The 19,564-nt window shown below is 60.1% G+C and carries 25 protein-coding genes, 1 tRNA gene and 2 riboswitches; of the genes, 11 read left to right on the top strand and 15 right to left on the bottom strand.

What is annotated here, in order from left to right; all coding sequences use genetic code 11:
• Positions 1 to 11 precede the first annotated feature (11 nt).
• Positions 12 to 1,148 (bottom strand): glycine cleavage system aminomethyltransferase GcvT, encoded by a 1,137-nt coding sequence (gene gcvT / locus ASG19_RS12175; protein ID WP_062457073.1) that lies wholly within the window; start codon positions 1,146 to 1,148, stop codon positions 12 to 14.
• 84 nt (positions 1,149 to 1,232) lie between these two features.
• Positions 1,233 to 1,317, bottom strand: a riboswitch (glycine riboswitch).
• Positions 1,318 to 1,404, bottom strand: a riboswitch (glycine riboswitch).
• A gap of 173 nt (positions 1,405 to 1,577) precedes the next feature.
• Between gcvT and ASG19_RS12170 the strand changes: the two genes are divergently transcribed.
• On the top strand, positions 1,578 to 2,123 hold the full coding sequence (locus ASG19_RS12170) for a copper chaperone PCu(A)C (RefSeq protein WP_062458066.1): 546 nt from the start codon (positions 1,578 to 1,580) through the stop codon (positions 2,121 to 2,123).
• Positions 2,124 to 2,210: 87 nt separating this feature from the next.
• The gene (locus ASG19_RS12165; protein ID WP_156466485.1) at positions 2,211 to 3,398 is read left to right on the top strand and encodes a GNAT family N-acetyltransferase; all 1,188 of its coding nucleotides are present in this window, start codon (positions 2,211 to 2,213) and stop codon (positions 3,396 to 3,398) included.
• A 3-nt stretch (positions 3,399 to 3,401) separates the two neighbouring features.
• Here ASG19_RS12165 and ASG19_RS12160 read toward each other — a convergent pair whose 3' ends face one another.
• Positions 3,402 to 3,683, bottom strand: a complete 282-nt coding sequence (locus ASG19_RS12160) for a hypothetical protein (protein ID WP_062457067.1) — start codon at positions 3,681 to 3,683, stop codon at positions 3,402 to 3,404.
• 117 nt (positions 3,684 to 3,800) lie between these two features.
• On the opposite strand from ASG19_RS12160, the gene crcB reads away from it, so the two are divergent.
• From crcB to ASG19_RS12130, 6 genes are all read left to right on the top strand, one after another.
• Positions 3,801 to 4,178 carry a fluoride efflux transporter CrcB gene (gene crcB, locus ASG19_RS12155; protein WP_062457064.1) on the top strand — a complete coding sequence of 126 codons (378 nt, stop codon included), beginning with the start codon at positions 3,801 to 3,803 and terminating at the stop codon, positions 4,176 to 4,178.
• 38 nt (positions 4,179 to 4,216) lie between these two features.
• Entirely contained in the window at positions 4,217 to 5,209 is a 993-nt protein-coding gene (locus ASG19_RS12150) for an RluA family pseudouridine synthase (protein WP_062457061.1), read from the top strand.
• Positions 5,206 to 5,859, top strand: a complete 654-nt coding sequence (locus ASG19_RS12145) for an HAD-IA family hydrolase (RefSeq protein WP_062457059.1) — start codon at positions 5,206 to 5,208, stop codon at positions 5,857 to 5,859. Before ASG19_RS12150 ends, ASG19_RS12145 begins: the two co-directional genes overlap by 4 nt.
• Positions 5,860 to 5,868: 9 nt before the next feature.
• Positions 5,869 to 6,660 (top strand): ATP12 family chaperone protein, encoded by a 792-nt coding sequence (locus tag ASG19_RS12140; protein ID WP_062457056.1) that lies wholly within the window; start codon positions 5,869 to 5,871, stop codon positions 6,658 to 6,660.
• Between the two features lie 56 nt (positions 6,661 to 6,716).
• Positions 6,717 to 7,208 (top strand): hypothetical protein, encoded by a 492-nt coding sequence (locus ASG19_RS12135; protein WP_062457054.1) that lies wholly within the window; start codon positions 6,717 to 6,719, stop codon positions 7,206 to 7,208.
• Between the two features lie 93 nt (positions 7,209 to 7,301).
• Complete coding sequence (locus ASG19_RS12130; protein WP_062457045.1) at positions 7,302 to 7,685, top strand: DoxX family protein; 384 nt, start codon at positions 7,302 to 7,304, stop codon at positions 7,683 to 7,685.
• A gap of 54 nt (positions 7,686 to 7,739) precedes the next feature.
• On the opposite strand, the gene fghA is transcribed toward ASG19_RS12130, so the two are convergent.
• The 9 genes from fghA to ASG19_RS12085 all read right to left on the bottom strand — a co-directional run bounded on the left by fghA (position 7,740) and on the right by ASG19_RS12085 (position 13,637).
• Positions 7,740 to 8,573: an S-formylglutathione hydrolase gene (fghA, locus tag ASG19_RS12125; protein ID WP_062457042.1), complete on the bottom strand. Its 834-nt coding sequence runs from the start codon at positions 8,571 to 8,573 to the stop codon at positions 7,740 to 7,742.
• A 26-nt stretch (positions 8,574 to 8,599) separates the two neighbouring features.
• Positions 8,600 to 9,271 (bottom strand): DUF1345 domain-containing protein, encoded by a 672-nt coding sequence (locus ASG19_RS12120; protein WP_062457039.1) that lies wholly within the window; start codon positions 9,269 to 9,271, stop codon positions 8,600 to 8,602.
• 31 nt (positions 9,272 to 9,302) lie between these two features.
• Positions 9,303 to 9,749, bottom strand: coding sequence for a YaiI/YqxD family protein (locus ASG19_RS12115; RefSeq protein ID WP_062457036.1), 447 nt, complete (start codon positions 9,747 to 9,749; stop codon positions 9,303 to 9,305).
• The gene (locus ASG19_RS12110) at positions 9,746 to 10,207 is read right to left on the bottom strand and encodes a GNAT family N-acetyltransferase (protein WP_062457032.1); all 462 of its coding nucleotides are present in this window, start codon (positions 10,205 to 10,207) and stop codon (positions 9,746 to 9,748) included. The genes ASG19_RS12115 and ASG19_RS12110 overlap by 4 nt, the downstream gene beginning before the upstream one ends.
• Positions 10,204 to 11,331 (bottom strand): S-(hydroxymethyl)glutathione dehydrogenase/class III alcohol dehydrogenase, encoded by a 1,128-nt coding sequence (locus ASG19_RS12105; protein WP_062457029.1) that lies wholly within the window; start codon positions 11,329 to 11,331, stop codon positions 10,204 to 10,206. The genes ASG19_RS12110 and ASG19_RS12105 overlap by 4 nt, the downstream gene beginning before the upstream one ends.
• Before the next feature lie 105 nt (positions 11,332 to 11,436).
• On the bottom strand, positions 11,437 to 12,066 hold the full coding sequence (locus tag ASG19_RS12100; protein WP_244476149.1) for a GNAT family N-acetyltransferase: 630 nt from the start codon (positions 12,064 to 12,066) through the stop codon (positions 11,437 to 11,439).
• Between the two features lie 41 nt (positions 12,067 to 12,107).
• On the bottom strand, positions 12,108 to 13,028 hold the full coding sequence (locus ASG19_RS12095; protein ID WP_062457023.1) for a DMT family transporter: 921 nt from the start codon (positions 13,026 to 13,028) through the stop codon (positions 12,108 to 12,110).
• A gap of 141 nt (positions 13,029 to 13,169) precedes the next feature.
• Positions 13,170 to 13,406: a hypothetical protein gene (locus tag ASG19_RS12090; RefSeq protein WP_062457020.1), complete on the bottom strand. Its 237-nt coding sequence runs from the start codon at positions 13,404 to 13,406 to the stop codon at positions 13,170 to 13,172.
• A gap of 146 nt (positions 13,407 to 13,552) precedes the next feature.
• Positions 13,553 to 13,637 (bottom strand) — tRNA-Leu (locus ASG19_RS12085).
• 176 nt (positions 13,638 to 13,813) lie between these two features.
• Between ASG19_RS12085 and lipB the strand changes: the two genes are divergently transcribed.
• The gene (lipB, locus tag ASG19_RS12080) at positions 13,814 to 14,551 is read left to right on the top strand and encodes a lipoyl(octanoyl) transferase LipB (RefSeq protein ID WP_062458060.1); all 738 of its coding nucleotides are present in this window, start codon (positions 13,814 to 13,816) and stop codon (positions 14,549 to 14,551) included.
• Positions 14,552 to 14,607: 56 nt separating this feature from the next.
• On the opposite strand, the gene ASG19_RS12075 is transcribed toward lipB, so the two are convergent.
• Positions 14,608 to 15,105: a BON domain-containing protein gene (locus ASG19_RS12075; protein WP_062457017.1), complete on the bottom strand. Its 498-nt coding sequence runs from the start codon at positions 15,103 to 15,105 to the stop codon at positions 14,608 to 14,610.
• Between the two features lie 74 nt (positions 15,106 to 15,179).
• A complete protein-coding gene (locus tag ASG19_RS12070) occupies positions 15,180 to 15,671 on the bottom strand; it encodes a peptide deformylase (protein ID WP_062457013.1) in 492 nt (163 codons plus the stop codon).
• A gap of 214 nt (positions 15,672 to 15,885) precedes the next feature.
• Here ASG19_RS12070 and mgtE point away from each other — a divergent pair, with 214 nt between their 5' ends.
• The gene (gene mgtE / locus ASG19_RS12065) at positions 15,886 to 17,304 is read left to right on the top strand and encodes a magnesium transporter (RefSeq protein WP_062457009.1); all 1,419 of its coding nucleotides are present in this window, start codon (positions 15,886 to 15,888) and stop codon (positions 17,302 to 17,304) included.
• Positions 17,305 to 17,381: 77 nt separating this feature from the next.
• Positions 17,382 to 17,768 carry a MerR family DNA-binding transcriptional regulator gene (locus ASG19_RS12060; protein ID WP_092662576.1) on the top strand — a complete coding sequence of 129 codons (387 nt, stop codon included), beginning with the start codon at positions 17,382 to 17,384 and terminating at the stop codon, positions 17,766 to 17,768.
• 4 nt (positions 17,769 to 17,772) lie between these two features.
• Here ASG19_RS12060 and ASG19_RS12055 read toward each other — a convergent pair whose 3' ends face one another.
• Together ASG19_RS12055 and ASG19_RS12050 are read right to left on the bottom strand one after the other, a co-directional pair.
• Complete coding sequence (locus ASG19_RS12055; RefSeq protein WP_062457003.1) at positions 17,773 to 18,762, bottom strand: DUF1624 domain-containing protein; 990 nt, start codon at positions 18,760 to 18,762, stop codon at positions 17,773 to 17,775.
• Positions 18,759 to 19,490, bottom strand: coding sequence for a DUF599 family protein (locus tag ASG19_RS12050; protein ID WP_062457000.1), 732 nt, complete (start codon positions 19,488 to 19,490; stop codon positions 18,759 to 18,761). Before ASG19_RS12050 ends, ASG19_RS12055 begins: the two co-directional genes overlap by 4 nt.
• Between the last annotated feature and the right edge of the window lie 74 nt (positions 19,491 to 19,564).

The raw sequence follows: 19,564 nt of genomic DNA, 5'->3' as shown, positions 1-19,564 counted from the left end.
CCCGCGCATGTTTATCGCTTGTAGGTCGGCGTGATGAATGGCAGCGCGGCCACCGTCATCGGCAGGTATTTTCCACGGACCTCGGCAAAGACCTGCGTACCCGCTGCTGCATGACTGACGGGGACGTAACCCATGGCAACCGGACCTTCGACCGTCGGGCCGAACGTACCAGAGGTGACTTCGCCAAGTTCCTGCAGCCCGTCCGCATCGGCAAACAGTTTCGCATGCGAACGCACCGGCGCCTTGCCTTCCGGCTTCAGGCCGACGCGGCGGCGGCTGGTACCGTCTGCCAGTTCGCCAAGGATGCGGTCCGCACCCGGGAACCCGCCTTCGCGGTCGCCGCCGGCCTTGCGAGCCTTTTGCAGCGCCCATTCGAGCGATGCTTCGATCGGTGATGTCGTGGTGTCGATGTCGTTTCCATAAAGACACAGACCGGCTTCAAGGCGCAGGCTATCACGGGCGCCGAGGCCGATGGCTTCGCAGTCTGGGTGCTCGAGCAATGCCTTGGCAACTGACACGGCATGGTCTTGCGGGATCGAGATCTCGAAACCGTCCTCGCCGGAATAACCGGAGCGCGAGATGATGCAAGCAACGTCGTGCAGCGGCACTTCGCGGACATCCATGAACTTCATTGAGGAGACGCCAGCCCAAAGCTCAGTCAGAACAGCTTCGGCGCGTGGCCCCTGGAGGGCGATCAGCGCACGGTCGTCGAGCAGGGTGACCTCGCAGTCCGGAAGGTGCGCCTTCATGTGCGCAAGGTCGGCATCCTTGCAGGCGGCATTGACGACAACGAGAAGATGGTCGCCGCGATTGGTGATCATGAGGTCGTCGAGAATGCAGCCATTGTCGTCGGTAAAGAACCCATACCGCTGACGGCCTTCCTTCAGCGACAGGATATCGACCGGAACGAGCTTTTCCAGCGCAAGTGCTGCATCTGCATAGTCGCCGGACTTCGCTCTGACGATGACCTGGCCCATGTGGGAGACATCGAACAGGCCTGCGGCAGCACGCGTATGGAGGTGCTCCTTCATCACGCCGAGCGGATATTGCACCGGCATGTCGTAGCCCGCGAACGGCACCATCTTCGCACCAAGCGAAAGATGCAGCGCGTTGAGCGTTGTGGTCTTGAGAACTGAGTGATCGTCCAAAAAGGCGCCTCCAGGTTTTGGCGCTCGCTGAGTAAAATCAGCTCACACGCCGGCTCTGATCAGGGCGCGGTTACGCGCCTGTTTCGAGCCCCCTCTGTCCTTTTCGCCTGAGATTGTTATCCCTTCGGCGAGCCCCCGATCACGGTTGCTACTCTCCAGAGTTCCGGTTGGTCGCCCGTGGTCCTTTTGCCTGAGAGTTTCCGGGGCGGTTGCTCCTTCGGCACCGCATCGAAGCGGCTTCTCCCAACGGGTATGAGGTTCATTATCGAGGAGGCGACAGGTTTGACAAGGGGAGAATGTCGTCGTGACAAAGATTTTTGTCGTACACCATAGGTTTAGGCATCGCGACTGAGTGCCAAGGTTCAAGCTTTCCGCACGTTCAGGAATCTGCTCTACCCGTCGTCTTGAAAGACGATGGGAGGCGTTGTCATGAAATTTCTTGCGACTCTGGCGCTGTTTGCAGCGACACTTGGTGCGGCGGCAGATCAATCCTATGCCCAGGCGGGAGATGCCGGTTCCGGGAATGGTGGCATGCACATGCACGGATTGTCCGATCCGGCGGCCACATCGGGCGCCACAGTCAAAGTCGGTACGCTCGAGATTTCCGGCGGCTATGTTCGCGCCATGCTTCCCGGCCAGCCGGTCGGCGGTGGCTATCTCGTGATCCGCAACACGGGCAGCGAAGACGATAGACTCGTCTCTGCCTCATCGCCTCTGTCGCCTGCCGTGGAGATCCACGAAATGTCGATGCAGGGCCAGATCATGAAGATGCGCCGGCTCGAAGGTGGTATTGCGGTCCCAGCCGGCCAGACCGTCGAGTTGAAGCCCAGTGGACTGCATCTGATGTTCACCAAAGTCGCGACTCCTTTCAAGCAGGGCGACAGCGTGCCCCTGAAGCTGACCTTCGAGAAGTCCGGCAGTTTCGATCTCACGCTCCCGGTCCAGGGTTTCCGTCCCGGCAACCAGCATAACTGATCACGCGGGATGTGATCTCAGGCGTAATATCTCGTTTAGCTCCGCCATCTATTCTACCGATGGGTTGGCTTTGTGGGGACGAAGATCGTGGATATTTCCAGTGCACCGGAGCCGGACGCCGGCATTTACCGACGCCTCAGCACGCTTGCAGAAATCGACACGGTTGCCGACGCCTGGCGGGCCCTTGAAAGCCGGTGCGAAGACCGGCTGACCTATTTTCAGAGTTTCGATTGGTGCCGCGGCTGGGTCGCAGCCTTTGCCGGCAATGGCTCCGCGTTCGAATTCCGGATCGAGACTGTGTGGCGCAACGGCAGTCTCGTCGCAGTCTGGCCTTTGATGGTTCAGACCGTCAGCGGCATAAGGGTGTTGGAAAACCTCGGCGCACCCCACTCGCAATACTGCAATCTCCTGTGCGACGACGCCCATCTTGCCGGATTGCTGATGGGCAAGTTGCTCACCCGTATCGAGATGATGCCCGATTGTGATGTCGCGGTCTTTCACCCCGTTCCGCATCAATCCTCGCTGGGACTTCTGCTTCGCTCACAGCCGAAGATCCGCGGCTACGGCGGAAGCAGCGCCGTGCTCGATCTCACGCAGTTTGCGGGCTCGGACGCATACCGCTCGCACGGCGGCAAATTGAAGAAGCGCAATCGCAACCGTCGGCGCAACCACCTGGCGCGGCTCGGCGAACTCACCTTCGAGATGATCTGGCCCTCCGATCAAAGGTTTGCCGAATACGTTCGCGAATGTGCGGCGATGAAGCGGGTCTGGCTGCGCGAGACCGGGAGAAGCAGCAGCGGTTTTTCCTTCGATGGCCTGGACGATTTCCTGGCGAGCCTGACGGGTGATGCCGCGTTGCTAGAGGGTGCGTGCCTTTCGATCCTGCGGGCCGGCGATGCAACGGTGGCGATCGAGCTCGGCTTCGTGCGGGCAGGGCACTACTATGCCTATCTCGGAAGCTTCGACTGGAGCCTGCGGCATCTCTCCGCCGGCAAGGTGCAGATGGAAATGACAGTCTGCTGGCTGATCGACAACAGGATCAAGACCTACGATCTTCTCGGCGGCGATGGCGCCTACAAACAATCCTGGGCAAACCAGAAACTGGTGCTGAACGGCTATAGCCTGCCCTTCTCGTGGAAAGGGCGCCTCTACGCGCAGGCTTGGCTTCCGGTCATCCGTCCATTCGCCAAGCGGATGTATTTCACGATACCCGAAAGCTGGCGCCGCTTCCTCAGCGGCATTCAGGGTGTCGGACTTCTTGTACTCGGGGTCTGAAGGTCACTCTTCCGTGTCACGATAGGCGGCTTCGGCCATCTGAAGCGATGCCTGCTGCTGCGGAGGCTGCTGGCCGGCATCGAGGAAATCGAGAGACAGGCTGGTCGCAAGCGTCATCGCCCCGGTGACCGTCGGATCGGTCGCACTCTGATCACGCGCAGAAGCGCGTTCGGCGACACGTTTGGCCTCACCAATTCTCGCTTTGACGGACAGTTGCGGCGGCGTTCTTAACGTCTCTATGGCGAGCGCTGCCATGCTTGCCGAAATTGTCGTCACCTGAACCATAGCAACCGCCTTCAACCCATTCGGCACATATGTAATATGCGCCGAGTTTGCCGCGATTTAACCGAAATCCCGGCATTTTAACGGTAGGCACGATTTAGGACTTTTCTGGATATCTCGATGATCAATATCATACTTGTCGCACTCGGCGGCGCATTCGGTTCCGTCGCCCGCTACCTCGTGGGCGTCTGGACGCTGCGCCGGTTCGGGCCGAACTTCCCCTGGGGAACGCTGACCGTCAACATCGTCGGCTGTTTCGCAATCGGTTTGCTAAGCGAGGTGATTGCCCGGCGCCTCAACGCCTCGCCTGAGATGCGTCTCCTGCTGGTGACTGGATTTCTCGGCGGCTTCACGACGTTTTCGGCCTTTTCGCTGGATGTCATCTCGCTGTTCGAGCGCGGCGCGACCGTAGCGGGGGCAAGTTATGTGATCGCAAGCGTTGGTGTGTCGCTGTGTGCGGTCTTTGCTGGGCTGGCGCTCGGGCGGGCAATGCTCTAAAGGGCAGGACTGATCACAGATAAGATGAAAGAGCTTTGATGGCAGGCATCGAGCATATCCGCGTCGAGGCGGACGAGGCAGGCATGCGCCTCGACCGTTGGTTCAAGATCCATTTCCCGGGTCTCGGCTTCGGCCCTCTACAGAAACTACTGCGCTCCGGACAGGTGCGCATCGACGGTGGACGTGTAAAAAGCGACACCCGTGTTGAGCCCGGCCAGATGGTCCGCATTCCCCCGATGGATACCGACGCGAAGAACAGCGGGCCGATCGCGGGAAAGGATCTGAAACACGCCGGCGACTACGAACTTCTGCAGCGAATGATGCTGCATGAAGACGATAAAGTCTTCGTCCTCAACAAGCCGGCGGGTCTGGCTGTGCAGGGCGGCTCCGGCGTGACCCGCCATATTGACCAGATGATGGATGCCTTCACCAACAAGAGAGGCGAAAAACCGCGTCTCGTCCACCGGATCGACCGCGACACGTCAGGTGTCCTAGTGGTTGCCCGCACACGCGGTGCGGCCCAGAAACTGACCGCGGCATTCCGCGAGCGCGATACCAAGAAGACCTACTGGGCGCTGGTCAAGGGCGTTCCGCGCAAGCGCGAGGACAAGATCTCCAACTGGCTGGTCAAGGAACAGACGCCCGACGGCGACCGCATGCGGATCGCCAGACACGGTGAGGAGGGCGCTGATCACGCGGTCTCCTACTACCGCGTTCTGGAAACCGCCGCGCAGACGATGGCGTGGCTGGAGATGGAGCCCTATACCGGCCGTACGCACCAGCTGCGTGTCCATGCGCTGCATCTCGGTCACCAGATCATCGGCGATCCGAAATATTTCGACGACGACCACAACTGGCCGTTCCCGGGCGGCATCCAGAAAAAGCTGCATCTGCACGCGCGCCACATCGACATCCCGCATCCGGATGGCGGTCGTCTGCGGGTCACGGCTCCGCTGCCGCCGCACATGGTGCAGTCCTGGAACCTTCTGGGCTTCGACATGGAGAATGGTCGGCGGGAGGACCAGGAATGAAGCTTGTCTTGTTCGACTGCGACGGCACGCTGGTCGACAGCGCCGAACTGATCCACGAGACGATGCTGCGCACCTTCCGTCACTTCGGCAAGGCGGAACCCACATTGGCGCAGACGAAGTCGATCATCGGACTGACGCTCGACATCGCGATCGCCCGCATCGACGGCAAGCCGCATGCCGATGAAGAAGCCGTCGAGATGATGGCCTATTACAAGTCGCTCTTTTCCGTGGTGCGCCAGGATCTCGATTTCCGCGAGCCTTTGTTCGATGGCATAAAGGACCTGATCGAGACGATCGGACCGCGAGACGACCTGTTGATCGGCGCTGTCACCGGCAAATCCCGTCGCGGCCTCGACATGATCATGAACACGCACGGCTATGCAGACCATTTCGTCGTCAGCCGCACGGCAGATGATTGCCCGTCCAAACCCCATCCGGCGATGGTCACCGAATGCTGCGACGCGACGGGCGTGTCGCCCGAAGACACTCTTGTCATTGGCGATGCGATCTACGACATGCAGATGGCAAAGGCGGCCGGTGCAACGGCAATCGGTGTTTCCTGGGGATACGCCTCGGTTGGCGAGCTTCAGAAGGCCGGAGCCGACCACATCGTCCATCATCCAAGCGAATTGCTGCCGTTGATCGGCTGAGGGTTTTCCATGCGCGACATACTATCCGACCCGAACGCCGGTTTGAGCCACGAAGACCCGACCCGGCGGGCACAGATTCAGATGCACAAGCCTCTGCCGAAGCGCTTCTACAAGGAAGTCTCGGTTGAGGCGGGCGAGGGTGACTTTGCTATCCTTCTCGACGGGCGGCCGGTGAAGACACCCGCCAAGAACGCCTTGAGAATGCCGACCACACGGGTTGCCGAACTCGTCCGTGACGAATGGGCATCGCAGGTGGATGTGATCGATCCGCGCACGATGCCGGTGACACGGCTCGTCAACACCGCGATCGACGGCATTGCCGCCGACCCGCAGGCCGTGTTCGAGGACATCCTTCGCTTCTCGTCGAGCGACATGCTGTGCTACCGCGCAGAAACACCTGCAAACCTTACGCTTCGTCAGGCCGAGCAGTGGGATCCGGTCCTGGACTGGGCCGCCAACGCGATCGGCGCTCGCTTCGAGGTGATCGAGGGTATCATGCCCAAGGAGCAGCCTAAGGAAGCGATCGCCGCCCTTTCCGGGGTGTTGCGCAAATATGCGTCCCCGATCGAGCTTGCGTCTCTCCACACGGTGACATCGCTGACGGGCTCCGCAATCCTTGCGATTGCTTTCGCCGAAGGCGAACTCTCCGTCGATGACACATGGCGGCTTGCGCATCTGGAGGAAGACTGGGCAATCGAGCATTGGGGATCCGATGCCGAGGCCGAACATCGCCGCGCAAAGCGGTTCGAAGAGATGCAGGCCGCTGCTGCGGTTTTTGACGCAACCACAGGGCGGATTTAATCCTTCTCTAACCCTGTTGGGGGAAGATCGGTACAGTCTGCGTATCGAGTTTCCCCATGCGTTCCGGTGTCCTGCGCCTAGCCCTGATCTTGACCCTGACGCCATCGCTGATGGCGTTTCGCATGCCGTTGGAAGATGGTGTGCGCGACAAGCTTCTCTACGACGTCAGGGGAGCTTTCGTGACGGCACGGCCCGACGTGCCACAGGGCCTCGTCATTGCCACCGACATGCTGATCGATGAGGCTGTCCGCTCGACGATGCGGCCGAGCATGCTGCCGCGAACCATCATCTCCGTTCGCATCGACCGCGCAGCGCCCGTTCCCGTCGTCTTCGGCCGGCGGCTGGAGGCGAGGGTCACGGTTCAGGCCGTCTCAGTCTCGACAGGTGAACCGGTCGCGACGGGCTCCTTCGAAACGTCGGTCTTCCTCTTCGGCAACAAGGATGCCGATGCAGCTCTTGCCAGAAAGATCGCCGACCGGGTGGCAAGCGAGTTCCGTCTGCGCAGCGGACATTCCGCAACCATCACATCTGCCCTGTTCGAGCCCTGATTCTCGACGAAATGCATTTGATTTCCGCAGGCAAACCGAGCTTAACTCGTTTGCTGCCGCGCAGCCGCGGCAATGCTACGAGAGGGATTTGACATGCAGTTTTTCAATAGTCTGGGACAATACCGTCCGCAGGCGCTCGCCGTGCTGCGGATCATTGCAGCCCTGCTCTTCATCGAGCACGGCACTATGAAGTTGTTCGGTTTTCCGGCACCGATGGGCGACGGTGCTTTGCCGCCGCTTCTGCTGATTGCAGCACTGCTTGAAGTGGTCGGCGGCGCCTTGCTGGTTGTCGGCTTCATGACCCGCCCGGTCGCGTTTCTCCTGTCCGGCCAGATGGCCGTCGCCTATTTCATGGCGCATGCCAGCAAGGGCTTCTGGCCGGCGCTGAACGGCGGCGAAGGCGCCATCCTGTTCTGCTTCATTTTCCTGTATCTCGTCTTCTCCGGCCCCGGTGCCTGGGCAGTCGACAAGAATTGAGATTTTACGCCCGCGAGCGATTGCGCGCGGGCGTCCTGATTCTCGAACGGGAGACTAGGCCAGACGCTCGGCGTGCCAGCGCAGATGGTCGTCCATGAATGTCGAGATGAAGAAGTAGGAATGGTCGTAGCGCTCATGCATCCTGAGCGTCAGAGCAATGTCCTTGCCCTCGATTGCCTGTTCGAACAGCCATGGCCGCAGGCCGCTATCGAGGAAGTTGTCGGCGTTGCCTTGATCGATCAGGAATTCCGGAAAATGCGCCCCGTCCTTCACCAGCGCGCAGGCGTCGTATGGCCGCCACGTTGACCGATCGGCACCGAGATATTTTTCGAGTGCCGGCGCAGACCAGTCGGCGGTTGTCGGCTCGACTATGGGCGCAAAGGCCGAGCAGCTCTTGAACCGGTCGGGGTTTTTGAGAGCAATCGTCATGGCGCCGTGACCCCCCATGGAGTGGCCGAAAATTCCCTGACGGCTCATGTCGACGCGGAATTGTTCGCCGATGAGGGCGGGCAGTTCCTGCGTGATGTAGGTGTACATCTGGTAGTTCTCGGCCCAGGGCTGCTGAGTCGCATCGAGATAAAATCCGGCACCCTTGCCCATCTGCCAGTTGGTCGCCTCATCCGCGACGTCGTCTCCGCGCGGGCTTGTGTCGGGGCAGACGATGACGAGACCGAGCTCTGCAGCCAGCCGGCGATACTCGCCCTTGTCCATCACGTTCTGATGGGTGCAGGTGAGACCCGACAGATACCAGAGAACCGGGCACGGCTGCGACACCGCCTGCGGCGGCACGAACACGGCAAAGGTCATATCGCATTTGCAGGCATCCGACGGATGCGAATAGACGCCCTGCATGCCGCCAAATGCGGTGTTCTGTGAGATGATCTTCATCGGTCATGTTCCTCGATGTTGGGACTTCAGCCGGCCAGCGAAACGACGGCATTGACCGCAGCGGCTACCAGCACCGTGTTGAAAAAGAAAGACACGACCGAGTGGAGGAGATTGATCCTGCGCATGTCGGTCGCCGTGATCGCGACATCGGACGTCTGGGCGGTCATGCCGATGATATAGCCGAAATAGAGAAACTCCCAGCCGCCCGGACGATCGGTTCCGGGAAAGTCGAGGCCGCCAACCGGGCCCTCGACCTTGTCGTCGCCGGGGCGCCAGTAAAGGTGGGCGTAGTGTAGGGCAAACATCATGTGCAGCGAAAACCAGCCGAGAATGACGGCGGTAAAGCCGACCATCACATCCAACGCACCTGACGTCTGCTTGTCGTTCATCGCTTCAAACAGCGTCACCAACGAAATCGCCGCCGCTGCAAGCGTGACGGCCAGGATAAGCGGTGCCGGTTCGTCGGTGTTCTGGCCGCTTTTCTCGAAGCGGTCGGCGTCCAGATGCGGGATTCGGAATGCCATGAATCCAAGATAGACGACGAAAAAGACGATCGCCGTCAGCGCTGCGGCAAGCTCCGGCAGCTGCCAGATCAGCACAGGCAACGCGACGACTGCGACGATCGCCGACACGAAGAAGGGCCCATGCCGGCGGCGGCGCCAGTGCCACAGCGATGCCTTGCTCTGTTGTGTCGACATCCGCCCTCCCGTACCGCTTTGATAGCGCGGTCTAGCCGTTTGATTTGGCGCGCCGGCAGAGCCTGTCCAGCGTCTCCAGGAATTTGGATCGGTCGCGTGGCGAGAAGGCTGCGTTATAGCCCTTGCTTTCGCCCGTCTCGCGCAGATGCTGGCCAAGATCGCGCATGGCGCTCGCCATGCCGATATTGGTCTCGTCGAACACGCGCCCGGTCGGTCCCGTGACAAAGGCACCGGCGGCCACACAACGCACGGCAAGCGGCACGTCGGCCGTAATGACGATGTCGGCAGGGCCGGCGCGCTCGGCAATCCAGTCGTCGGCGGCGTCGAAACCGGCCGAGACGATGACGTTCTTCACCATCGGATCGCGGGACGGACGCAAGCCGGAATTGGCAACAAACGTCACCTCAAACGCGTGACGCTCAGCGACTTTAAGGATTTCCGCCTTCACGGGGCAGGCATCAGCATCGACATAGATCAAGGCTTTGCCCTCAGCATGTCCACATGCGGAATACCGTCCTCCAGATATTCCTCTGATATCGGCGAGAAGCCGAACGAGGCGTAGAATTTCTGAAGATGCGCCTGCGCGGAAATCTCGATCGTTTCTCCGGGATAGGCCTGTTCGCAGACGGTGATCGCTTCGCGCATCAGCGCTTCGCCGAGCCGCTTGCCCCGATGATCCGGCGAGACGGCAACGCGGCCGATGCGCGGATTGTCCGAAGGCTCCGGCCGCCAGATGCGGGCGCAGGCCAGCAGATCGCGGCCGTCAAGAAGACGCAGATGCAGACAGGCCGGATCGTTGCCGTCAAGTTCCGGATAGGGGCATTCCTGCTCGACGACGAACACGTCCACGCGCATCTTCAGCATGGCATAGAGGTCGAGTGCGGAGAACTCTTCCAGTCTCCGCACATCGGTCGTGTAGGACGGCAGGGTGGTCAATAGACCACCACGCCACGGATGCTGTCGCCCGAATGCATCAGCTCGAAACCCTTGTTGATGTCTTCGAGCGGCATCGTGTGGGTGATCATTGGATCGATCTGGATCTTGCCTTCCATGTACCAGTCGACGATCTTCGGCACGTCGGTGCGTCCACGGGCGCCGCCGAAGGCCGTGCCCATCCAGTTGCGGCCGGTGACCAGCTGGAACGGACGGGTCGAGATCTCCTGACCGGCGCCGGCAACGCCGATGATGACCGACTTGCCCCAGCCGCGATGCGACGATTCGAGCGCCTGGCGCATGACCTTGGTATTGCCGGTGCAATCGAACGTGTAGTCGGCGCCGCCGATCAGGTCGCCGTTGCGCTTGGTCATGTTGACGAGATAGGGCACGATGTCTTCGCCGACCTCTTTCGGGTTGACGAAATGTGTCATGCCGAACTTCTCGCCCCATTCCTTGCGGTCGGGATTGATGTCGACGCCGATGATCATGTCGGCGCCGGCAAGCCTCAGACCCTGCAGAACGTTAAGGCCGATACCGCCGAGACCGAAGACGATCGCTGTCGAACCGATCTCCACCTTGGCCGTATTGATGACGGCGCCGATGCCCGTCGTGACGCCACAGCCGATGTAGCAGATCTTGTCGAAGGGCGCGTCGGGATTGACCTTGGCAACGGCAATCTCGGGCAGAACGGTGAAGTTCGAGAATGTCGAACAACCCATATAGTGGTAGATCTTGTCCTTGCCGATCGAAAACCGGCTGGTGCCGTCAGGCATCACGCCCTGGCCCTGCGTGGTGCGGATCGAGGTGCAAAGGTTGGTCTTGCGCGAGGTGCAGGAATAGCACTCGCGGCATTCCGGCGTGTAGAGCGGAATGACGTGGTCGCCCTTCTTGACCGAGGTGACACCCGGTCCGACATCAACGACGATGCCGGCGCCCTCATGGCCGAGGATGGCGGGGAAGAGGCCTTCCGGATCCGCACCCGACAGGGTGAAATCGTCGGTGTGGCAGATGCCGGTCGCCTTTATCTCGATCAGCACTTCGCCGGCGCGAGGGCCTTCCAGCTGTACGGTCATCACTTCGAGCGGTTTGCCAGCCTGAACGGCAACGGCGGCGCGGACATCCATGGTGTCACTCCATTTTATCTAAAAGATTCTGCCGGGACTTTTGCACGGCAAGTGGTCCGGGCTCAAGCCGGAAGACGGTATGAATAGTCGCAATCGGGTGATCGGTCAGGGCTCGATGATCGGCGCCTGCGGAGATGCGCTGCGCGGCACCAACCCCGTCAGCCGCACATCATCGACGACTTCGACCATCATCTTGAAGGGTTTGAAGCCGGAGCGCTGGTAAAATGGCAGAGCCTGAGACGAATCAAGGTGGCAGGTGTGAACCCACAAGCGCGAGATCGGGCGCGACCACGCCTTTTCGATAGCAGCATTCATCAGGAACCGGCCGGCCCCCTTGCCGATCGTACCGGCGGCAAGACCGAAATAGCCGATCTCACATTCGCCTTCCTTGCGAAAATCGAGTTCCAGCAGCCCCACCGCGCGATCGCCGTCCATCAGGGCGTGAACTTCGACCAATGGGTCTTGAAGGATAGCGGCAAGCTCGCTGTCATCCATGATGAGGCGCGAGGTCCACATCCAGTGTTCGCCGACCGACCTGTAGAGCGCGCGATAATCCTCGATCGACGGCGACGGCCAGTGCTCGACGGTAAGCGATCCTACAGGCGGCATCGAACCCGGTTCCGGTCGTTCCTGCATCTCCAGACAGGTTACCACGGTCGCGATCATTCCCGGCGGAACATTGGAATATCCGCTCAGAAGCATGGGATTGTCAGGGGACATCGGGTCTTGGCTCATGAGGTCTTTTCACGATGTTTGATGGTTGTTGTCAACGAAGGTCACGCAGGCACCAGCTGTTTCGACTGCGCATGTTCGCGCCAGATGATGAACAGGCCCGAGGCCACGATGATGAGGATGCCAAACCATTTCGATGCCGTCGGAAAGTCACCAAACAGCGCATAGCCAAGGACGGTCGCCGAAATGATCTCGAAATACTGAAAGGGTGCGAGCAGCGACAGGGGTGCCATCCTGAACGCCTTGACGACGAGGAGGTGCATGTATCCCGAGATCGACCCCAATACGACCAGCAGCAGCAACCCGAGCGCGGAGGCGGGCAAGGACGGCTCGAAGTCGGTCACGCCGAAACCGCTTCCGGCCGTCATCGCGAGGCCCATGAAGACGGTGCCGCCGAGGCCGGCGATAGTTTGCATCACCAGCGGCGAATCACTCTCACCAATGGCGCGATTGAGAAACAGATAGAGCGTGAAGAGAAAGGCGCAGGCGACCGGCAGAAGCGCCGTCCAGCCGAATATCGAATAGCTCGGCTGGATCACGATCATCGCACCACCGAATCCGACGACGATGGCAAGCCAGCGCCGCCAGCCGACCCTCTCTCCGAGAAAAATGGCCGACATCATCGTCAGCATGAAGGGTTCAACGAAGTAGATCGCGAACACATCGGCAAGCGGCATATATTTGACGGCGGCAAAAAACATCAGGCTTGCCGACGCATGCAACGTGCCGCGCAACAGGTTCATCCACGGGCGGTTCGCATGGATGAGCGACCGGGCGGTAAGCAGTGCCAGCGGCAGCAGGCTCAGGAACTGGAACAGGAACCGATAGAAGGTGACCTGTCCGGGCGACATGTGCTCGAAATTCGCCATGTATTTGGCGATGGCATCCATGACAGGCAGAATGGCCATACACGAGGCCATGATCGCCATGCCCTTGAGCGGGTTTTCGGAAGTCTTTGGGGGCATTGGCCTGCGCTTTCAATTGAACCTGAGTTCAAACACAGGCTGACCTTGTCGGCAAGCCGCAGGTGCGGGCACATCAGCAACGCTTGGCGCTGCAAGCACCGTAAAACATATCCGATGCTCAGATACAGAGGTCGCGGTATCTTAGGCCGCGAGTTCCGTGGTCTCGCCGTGTTCGATGAGAAGGCGCGGGGAGGTCATGTCGCCGGTCTCTTCATCCACCATTACCGAATAGGCAGCGACTCCGATGACGCGCACCGACATGGCCGTCGCGATCTTCTCGGCCGAAGCTGCGTTCGAGGCCTGGCGCATTTCACCGGGGACGATATGGCCGCGGTTCTTCTTGAATTGGAGAACGATGAATTTTTCTGCGGTTGCCATGTTACGCTCCTGTGTTGTTCTGTTTATGTTCCGGAAGCAGCAAGAAGTCAATTCGTTTCTGAAGATGTGAATTTGGTGATCATGACGAGGCTTGAAACGTCGCTTGGCGCCAGAAACGAAAAAACCCGGCCGAAGCCGGGTTCTTTTGGTGCGGTCGAGAAGACTCGAACTTCCACGGGTTGCCCCACAGCGACCTCAACGCTGCGCGTCTACCAATTCCGCCACGACCGCATCCGTGGTAGAGCCGAATTGCTCCGGCGAGCGAGCATGTAGCAAAAGGATTTGGGGTGCACAAGTGCGTCGTGACAGATTTTTGAAGGATTTAAACGGGTTGGGGATAACCTTATATAAAGTCCCGGAAAACAGGCCTCTTGCCGCCCTTGTTCGCTTTTGACAGAAGACTGGCCATGCTGACACGCACCGATCTCAATCTCTCCATGCTGCCGCAAGCTGACTCTCCGCCCGTAAGATGGCGGGTTTCGGACGAACTCGTGCCTTACGACGTGGCGATCGCCACGATGGAGGCGGAGGTTGCAGCCATTGCCGACGGCCATGCCGACGAACTCGTCTGGCTGCTGGAGCATCCGCCGCTTTATACTGCAGGAACCAGCGCCCAGACCGCCGACCTCATCGAGCCGGATCGGTTTCCCGTATTTGCGACGGGTCGCGGCGGAGAATACACCTATCATGGCCCGGGCCAGCGCGTTGCCTACGTCATGCTGGACCTGAAGCGCCGGCGTCAGGACGTTCGAGCCTATGTGGCGGGCCTTGAGGAGCTGGTGATCCAGACGCTCGACATGATGAACGTTCGCGGCGAGCGGCGCGAGGATCGAGTTGGTGTCTGGGTAAAGCGGCCGGACAAGCCCGCCATGCTCGACGGGTCGGTCACCGAGGACAAAATCGCCGCACTGGGTATTCGCCTGCGCCGCTGGGTGAGCTTCCACGGCCTGTCGCTCAACGTCGAGCCCGACCTGTCGCATTTCTCCGGCATCGTGCCCTGCGGGATATCAGGCTACGGCGTCACAAGCCTCGTCGATCTCGGCCTGCCGGTCATGATGACGGATGTCGATATCCGGCTTCGTGAGGCTTTCGAGCAGATCTTCGGCCCGACTGTGAACGAACGAGAACAGGTCACCTCACGGTGACCTGTTCAATCGTCTGATGGTTAGAGGCGACGGTCATAACGACCGGCGTGCGAGCCTCAGTCCTCGTCGGGCATACGTCCATCGACGCCGCCAGCGCGCAGGTTGTTGACGACGGATTTCACGCCGGAAATGCTTTTTACCTTGGCAGCGATGATGCGCACGGCAGATGCCTCGTCGACCAGGCCTTCGAGCGTGACCTCTCCGTCATCGACATGCACGTCGATGGCATCCATCATGGCGATATCGAGCGATTCGATCGCGTCCGTGATGCGCTCTTCAAGATCGTCTGATTCTTCGACCCCGATCGTTGCGGGCGTATCGCTGTCGACAAGCCGTTCCTGCTGCCCGTCGGCCTCGATGCCTTCGACCTGGTAGCCTTCGTTACGATCGCTTTCGAAGTTCGCAGCAGGCTCGCCATAGGCGGCGTTGCCGACCGGACGCGCACCGGCACCGGCTGCATCGTCATAAGGCCAGCCTTCGTCGATGTTGCGGTCGTCGTAATCGCGGAAATCTTCTTCGCGGGAAACATCGTCGGGCTTGCGGGTGGCGGGCATTGTGGTTCCTTCCGTAAGGTTCGTCAGTCGGTAGAGGGTTGCCTCGATAACCGTCAGGAACAGCCTTGGTTCCTCTACCGACCTTTTTCCCACTTGCGGACCAACCGGTCGCGTTTCAACCTCGATAGACGCTTCAGCCAGAAGACGCCGTCCAGCTGGTCGATCTCATGTTGCATGCAGACGGAGTAAAAGCCCGTGGCGTCCTCTTCTGCGTGCGTCCCGTCCAGGCGCTGATAGCGGAACCGGATCATGGCGGGACGCTCGACCTCTTCGGTCGCACCTGGCATGGATACGCTTCCCTCGGTGTAGCGCATGGGCTGTTCACCGAACGAAAGGATTACCGGGTTGGTATAAAAGCGCGGACCGTCTTTCGCCGACAGTTCGAGCACGACAAGCCGGATGTGAACCCCGACATGCGCGGCGGTGATTCCGACGCCCGGTGCAGCCCGCATGGTGGCGAGCAGATCCTGCGCGAACGTCTCGAGTGCTGCGTCGAACACGGTAATCGGCTGACACGGCTTTGACAGGCCGGGATCCGGATATCGCAATATCGTCAGGGGTGCCATTCGTTATCCTTCCTCGTCTCTCAAGCGTTCCCATTGGCATGGCGAGAACCGTTTCGCCACAGATGTTTGACCATTGCGCACTGGACCATCCCGACCATTTGCTCTAGCTGGAATGAAGCGGCAAACGCGTTCGATCTAAGACGGTTATCTGGTTGTTGAAAATCAGTTTCTGCCGTTATCTTCAACCTGCGAGATGCGGATAGCGAGGGCGGCAATGAGCGATATCGGCGAAGAGACCCGCGGTCGCAGCAAGGCCAACGAACCGGCCCACGACATCTATACCGAAGAAGGCGCGGTTCGTCCCGATTTCCTCGCGAGGGTCGGGGCAGCAATCGCCGATCGCGATGTTCTCTACCTGCGCCAGCATGTAGCGCGCCTGCACGAATCCGAACTCGGCGACCTTCTCGAATCGATCATGCCCGACCAGCGCCGGGCGATGGTTCGGCTGCTGGGCACCGACTTCGACCTGACGGCTCTGACCGAGGTGGACGAGGCGATCCGTATGGAGATCGTCGAGCATATGTCAAACGCGCAGATCGCTGCGGGTATTGGCGGTCTCGATTCCGACGACGCGGTCTACATTCTCGAAGATCTCGACAAGGAGGATCGCGAAGAGATCCTCGCGCAGCTGCCGTTTACGGAACGGGTTCGCCTAAGGCGGGCACTCGACTATCCGGAAAGCTCGGCCGGACGCCGCATGCAGACCGAATTCGTGGCCGTGCCGCCGTTCTGGACGGTGGGCCAGACGATCGATTACATGCGCGAAGATGAAGGCCTGCCGGAAAGCTTTACGCAGGTCTTCGTCATCGACCCGACCTTCAAGCTGCTCGGCGTCATCTATCTCGACCGCATCCTGCGCACCAACCGGCAGGTGAAGATCGAGACGATCATGCGGGAGACCAACTATCCGATCCCCGCCGATATGGATCAGGAAGAGGCAGCACAGCTCTTCGAGCAATACGACCTTCTCTCGGCCGCCGTCGTCGATGAAAACGGCAGGCTGGTCGGGGTGCTGACGATCGACGACATCGTCGACGTGATGCAGGAGGAAGCGGAAGAAGACATCATGCGCCTCGGCGGCGTCGGTGATGAAGAACTGTCCGACACCGTCGTCGATATCTCTCGATCGCGCGTGCCCTGGCTGCTCGTCAACCTCCTGACCGCTTTCCTGGCGGCGTCGGTGATCTCGCTGTTCGAGGCTACGATCGAAGAAGTGGTCGCACTCGCGATCCTGATGCCGATCGTCGCCGGCATGGGCGGCAATGCGGGGTCGCAGACGATGACGGTCACGGTGCGCGCCATCGCGACCCGCGATCTCGATATCCACAATGCCTGGCGCGTCGCGCGGCGTGAAATCTGCGTCGGCCTGATCAATGGGTGTCTGATCGGCACACTCGTCGGGCTGGTGGCGGGCTTCTGGTTTCAGGATCCGAATATCGGCGGACTGATTGCGACGGCGATGCTCATCAACATGGTCGCGGCAGCCAGCGCCGGTCTGATGGTTCCGATTCTCCTCAACCGGGCAGGGGCGGATCCCGCCGTTTCCTCCGCGGTCTTTGTGACCGCGATCACCGACACGACCGGGTTCTTCTCGTTTCTGGGCCTCGCCACTTGGTGGTTTGCGATCGGGTAACGAGAGCAGCAAACATCCGAAAAATTGACTGTTACGTAAAAGTCAATTATTTGAGGCAGAAATGTCAGGATGTGGCCGTGAACAAATATTACAGCATCACCGAGTTGACCCGCGAGTTCGGCGTTTCCACGCGCACCTTGCGCTTCTATGAAGATGAGGGCCTGATCCATCCGGAGCGCCGCGGACGTACGCGTCTTTTCAGGGCTGCAGACCGCCGTCTGATCATGGAAATTCTCCGTGGACGTCGCATCGGCTTTTCCATCGCGGAGATCCGCGAGATCGTCCAGATCTACAAGGAGCCTCCAGGCGAAATGGGCCAGCTCAAGCTTCTGATGAAGAAGGTCGACGAGAAGCGCGATGACCTGCGCCAGAAGCGCAAGGACATCGAGGAAACGCTGCTCGAACTCGACAATGTCGAGGAGGCCTGCCTGACCCGTCTCGCCGAAATCGGCGTCGGCACCTGAACTCTCAGGGAGGCGGCGAAGCGATGGCGCATTCCTGTGCGATCATCTGGATACGGTCGTCTTGTGGTGTGATCACGCCTGACTGCATGGGCGTCATGAGGTGCTGGGCAATCAGCCGATCGGCCGTGCAGGTGCAGAACGCGCGGCAGATGTTGGCGTCGGCACTCTCTACGCAGCCCCTCTCGCAGCTCAAGATGTAACCTTTGCGGACATCCGGCGGCGGAGCGGGGTGGACCAGCGAGAAGAGATAGACGAGAGCGATCAGGATCGGCTGATGCACGAGATAGATCAGCAGGCTGTGCTGACCGGCCTTTGAGAGTAGGTTCTGTCTTGTCTGGACCTTCGCAATGCGCGGCAGCACGTTTCGTGTCATCAGGAACTTGGTTGCGGCGACGCCTGCAAGAAGAGCGGCAACCCAGGGAAACAACGGCACGTAATCGTTCGAACGGGGCGGAGCCTCGGCGAAGCCCATCCAGGCAAGCCAGCGCGTGTCGAACAGAGCCGAATCGAGAGTTCCCGGCATAGCGACGTAATCGACCAGAATCAGAACAGCGATCATCGCGGCGACCGCAGCCGTGAGCGCCGGAGGAAGCCGCAGGAACGCCAGGCCGATAAGGCTCGACAGGGCGATGTTATGCAGAATCCCGAAATAGATCCATTCGCCCGGAAAGGCGACGAATGTTGCGACGCTGATGGCAAGGGCTGCGCCGGCAACGATGCCGAGGCGTTTCGCAAAGGAATGCCAGCGGATCTGCGGCGTATGCGCAAGGACCAGACTGACGCCCGCGAGAAACAGAAACGAACTGGCGATCAGTCGCGCATAGATCTTGAAGAAACCCTGCGTCGCTGTTCCCGGATCGAGATAGCCGAAGAATTCGAGATCCCAGGTGAAATGATAGGTCGCCATGGCGATCAGTGCCACGCCGCGCAGCGTATCGATCAAGACAATGCGCGGCACGCGGGAGGCATTGGGTTGGATCTCTGATGATGTCACGTTCGCATGTCCCGCTCTTGTTTGTCTTTGGTGTCGCTCACCGGGTCCATCAGCGCGAGACGGGCGTCGGAGAAATACTGGCGGCGTGTCAGAACGAAGACCACGATCGCGGTCATCGCCATGAACATATAGGGCCCGGCGAACCAGCCCAGGTAGCCGATGGAAAGAAACAGCGCCCGAAGGCCGGCATTGAAGTGGCCGGCGGCGATCGTGTTCATCTGGATGACTTGGTCTGCGGCGATCTCAGCTTTGGCACGATCAGCATTCGTGTCGTGCATCATCGGCAAGGCGCCGAACAGGATGGTGCAGTAGTTGAACAGACGGTAGGCCCAGCCGAATTTGAAGAAGGAATAGCCGAACAGCACCGTCAGACCGGCAACCTTGAGCTCGAACGCGGTGCGCCCGCCGTAATAGACGAAGGGCAGGTTGCTGAACACGTCCTCCACCTTGTCGGTCGAGCCAAGCAGCGCAAAGCAGCCACCAATCGCGAAGATCGAGGTCGAGGCGAAAAAGGCCGTCCCGTTCTGCAGGCCGGCCAGGATTTGCGTGTCGATCATCTTGAGATCGCGCCGAAGCGAGTTGTAGATCCAGTTCCGACGCCGCTCCGCCATGGCCCGGTTAAGGCTCAAGCGGGGGAAAAAGCGACTGCCAGACCCCGCTGTGAGCCAGGAATAAAGGGCCCAGAGGGCGAGAAACAGTGCCAGCGCGATATAGTCCGCAGTCGTCATGGGTCTCGCCACAAATCGTGTATGCCTCGTTTCGTCTTGCTTTGTTTCGGGTGTCCGGGCAAGAGGCGTGTGCC

Source organism: Rhizobium sp. Leaf306 (genome assembly GCF_001423425.1).
Taxonomy (GTDB): Bacteria; Pseudomonadota; Alphaproteobacteria; order Rhizobiales; family Rhizobiaceae; genus Neorhizobium; species Neorhizobium soli.
The sequence above is the reverse complement of the archived record's forward strand: the minus strand, read 5'-3'. Positions and strand labels throughout refer to the sequence as shown.